The 3,144-nt window shown below is 47.0% G+C and carries 3 protein-coding genes; 2 read left to right on the top strand and 1 reads right to left on the bottom strand.

Features of this window, described 5'->3' with window-relative positions; translation table 11 throughout:
- The first annotated feature begins 425 nt into the window (after positions 1 to 425).
- On the top strand, positions 426 to 2,171 hold the full coding sequence (locus F6K38_RS37980; RefSeq protein WP_008186397.1) for an iron uptake porin: 1,746 nt from the start codon (positions 426 to 428) through the stop codon (positions 2,169 to 2,171).
- A 178-nt stretch (positions 2,172 to 2,349) separates the two neighbouring features.
- Here F6K38_RS37980 and F6K38_RS37975 read toward each other — a convergent pair whose 3' ends face one another.
- Positions 2,350 to 2,508, bottom strand: coding sequence for a hypothetical protein (locus F6K38_RS37975; protein WP_154659802.1), 159 nt, complete (start codon positions 2,506 to 2,508; stop codon positions 2,350 to 2,352).
- 208 nt (positions 2,509 to 2,716) lie between these two features.
- Between F6K38_RS37975 and F6K38_RS37970 the strand changes: the two genes are divergently transcribed.
- A partial coding sequence (locus F6K38_RS37970; protein WP_287360132.1) for an iron uptake porin occupies positions 2,717 to 3,144 on the top strand: 428 nt, incomplete at its 3' end.

Here is a 3,144-nt window from a genome sequence, read left to right as displayed (position 1 = left end):
CCACGCTACGCGAACGGCTTTGTTTATCAGTACATATATTATAGCAATTTTATAATACCCTGTGCAAAATTCATCCCACACCTATGCTACGCATTAGGTGTGGGGCTTCTTTTGCCGGACAGCTAAACATAAAAGCATCTTTCTTAACCTGATTATTACCAAAGCCTTACCTCCCCTTCAACCTCAAGCCGTATAATCTAGAGCGCACAGACAACGATTGCTCTGTTGCTTAAAAGGATTGGTATCGTAAGTCACTACAATCGAGTATTTTTCTCGAAAAGCTAGCTCCCCTGATCACACAAAAAATGATATGCTAATCCAGAGTTGTCCTATAACTAACGAATTGTAGTGGTTATAGGAAAAAATTGCGGACTGCATTGAGTCCAAGAGTGTTGTCTACTAGGTGTGAGGTTGATTGACAAAGGATGTCAACAATTTTTTGGAATACTATCAAATATAGTCCCGCTGTGCTAGGGGCTTCGCTGCTGGTGGCTAACAATACCTATGCTGCTCCCAGCCTTGAGGAATCTTCTACTGAAACTCAAGTGGCTCCACAAGAGCTAACGGTTGCCCAGGCTACGGGTGAGTCTAACTCGGAAATTTTAAAACAAATCAATATCTACAACAACCAGGGCACAAATGTAGATTCGATAGACCAGGTCACCAGTGTTTCCCAACTGCGGGACGTATCTCCTGGTGACTGGGCTTATGAAGCTTTGCGCTCTCTGGTAGAACGGTATGGCTGTATTGCTGGTTATCCTAACCGCACATTCCGTGGAAACCGGGCAACTACCCGTTATGAGTTTGCGGCTGGTTTGAATGCTTGCTTGAACCAAATTGAGCGGTTAATTGCGGCGAGCACAGCGGACTTTATTACCAGGGAAGACTTGGAAACCCTGCAACGGCTGATTCAAGAGTTTGAAGCAGAACTGGCTACCCTAGGGGCACGGGTGGATAACTTAGAAGGTCGGGTGGCTTTCCTAGAAGACCATCAGTTCTCCACCACCACCAAACTCAAAGGGGAAGTTCTGTTTACCTTTGCTGGTGCCTTTGGGGAAGAACAAGCTGAAGCTGAAGAAAGGCGATTAGATGGAGATGACGAAGACGATGATGATGACGAAGAAGCTCAGGAAGGCATTGATGAAAACATTACCTTCAGCAACAGGGTACGTCTGAACTTCGATACCAGTTTCACCGGTAAAGACCGGTTGAGAACTCGTTTGCAGGCAGGGAACTTTACTAGGCTCAGTAGTGTGACTGGTACCGACATGGCTCGCTTGGGTCATGATGCCGGTGGTGGCAACGATGTGGAAATTACTGAATTGCACTACCGCTTCCCCATTGGTAAGAAATTAAGGGCTTATGTGGGAACCACTGGCCTGGACTTGCATGACATTTTCAACCCGACCAACCCCATCCTGGCAAGCAGTGGCAGTGGTGGCTTATCCCGGTTTATCCGCCGTAACCCCCTAACTCATCGGGGAGTAACCGGAACTGGTGGCGGTTTCACCTATAAATTTAGTGATGCCTTGAAACTATCAGTACTTTATTTGGCTGATGATGGTGATGCTTCTAATCCCGGTGAGGGCTTAGGATTGTTCAATGGTGCCTATAGCGCTGGTGCTCAACTGGGTATTTCCCCCATTGATAATTTGGATCTATCTTTGACCTACGTCCGTAGTTACCAGCCAGGAGACAGTGTCAATCTTTCGGGTAGCACTGGTAGTGAACTGGCCCAGGAACCATTCGGTAATACGGCTACCTCTGCCAATCGCTTAGGAGCACAAGCCAGTTTGCGCCTGACCGAACAAATTCACATCGGCGGTTGGTTTGGTTATATTGATGCTGAAGCAGAAGATGATAATGGTACGGTAGAAGAAGGTGACAATGCTGACATCTTCACTTGGCTAGCCACCCTGTCTTTCATTGATTTAGGCAAAGAGGGAGCTGTGTTCAGTATTGCCGGGGGTGTGCCACCTAAGGCTACCGAAATTGATGGTACCGAACAAGAAGATGAAGATACTTCCTACCTGGTTGAGGCACAGTACAAATTCCCCATTAGCAAGAACATCCTGATTACTCCAGGAGCCTACGTGATTTTCAATCCTAATCACGATGAAGGCAATGATACGATTTGGGTTGGAGCCATCCGTACCACCTTTAAGTTCTAAGTAAAAATACTAGGTACAAATTCTAGGTATTGCTATCAGCTATCTGCTGTGATTTATCAGCAGATAGCTGACTAGTTTAGGAGAAGTCACAAGTCACAAGTCACAAGTCAAACTCTTGCGCTTACAAAGGGTGTGAGACTTTTGTCATGTCCTAACTGCCCTGTCTTGATGCAGTCGCTCATGGGGAGGGGCTGTGTGCGGAACCTGCGTCCGCACCTGTCTTGATGCAGTCGCTCATGGGGGAAACCCCCAAGACCGCGCTGCATCGCTGTAAGCCCCGTGGAAACCCCCAAGACCGCTTAGGTGCGCTTTCCGCATTAAGAATTAAATTCGCCACGGGTCGCACCTCTGCATCGCTGGCGACTGCTGTATCGTAAGTGACTAAAATCGAGGATGAGTATCTTTCTCGAAAAATCACAAAAAAAATGATATGCTAATCCAGAGTTGTCCTATAACTAACGAATTTTCGTGGTTGTAGGACAAAGTGGCGGACTGCATTGAGTCCAAGAGTGTTGTCTACTAGGTGTGAGGTTGATTGAGAAAAGATGTCAACAAGTTTTTGGAATACGATCAAATATAGTCCCGCTTTGCTAGGGGCTTCACTGCTGGTGGCTAACAGTGCCTATGGTGCTCCCAGCCTGGAGGAATCTTCTACTGAAACTAAAGTGGCTCCACAAGAGCTAACCGTTGCCCAGGCTACGGGTGAGTCTAACTCGGAAATTCTACAACAAATCAATATCTACAACAACCAGGGCACGGATGTAGATTCGATAGACCAGGTCACCAGTGTTTCCCAACTGCGGGATGTATCTCCTGGAGACTGGGCTTATGAAGCTTTGCGCTCTCTGGTAGAACGGTATGGCTGTATTGCTGGTTATCCTAACCGCACATTCCGTGGAAACCGGGCAACTACCCGTTATGAGTTTGCGGCTGGTTTGAATGCTTGCTTGAACCAGATTGAGCGGTTAATTGC

This window comes from Moorena sp. SIO3B2 (assembly GCF_010692525.1).
Lineage (GTDB): Bacteria > Cyanobacteriota > Cyanobacteriia > Cyanobacteriales > Coleofasciculaceae > Moorena > Moorena producens.
Note: the sequence above shows the minus strand (reverse complement) of the source record. Positions and strands in the feature narration are given on the sequence as shown.

What these genes read in the sequence shown, in the direction of transcription:
- F6K38_RS37980 (WP_008186397.1), top strand. Translation starts at nt 426, where the DNA reads ATGTCAACAATTTTTTGGAATACTATCAAATATAGTCCCGCTGTGCTA.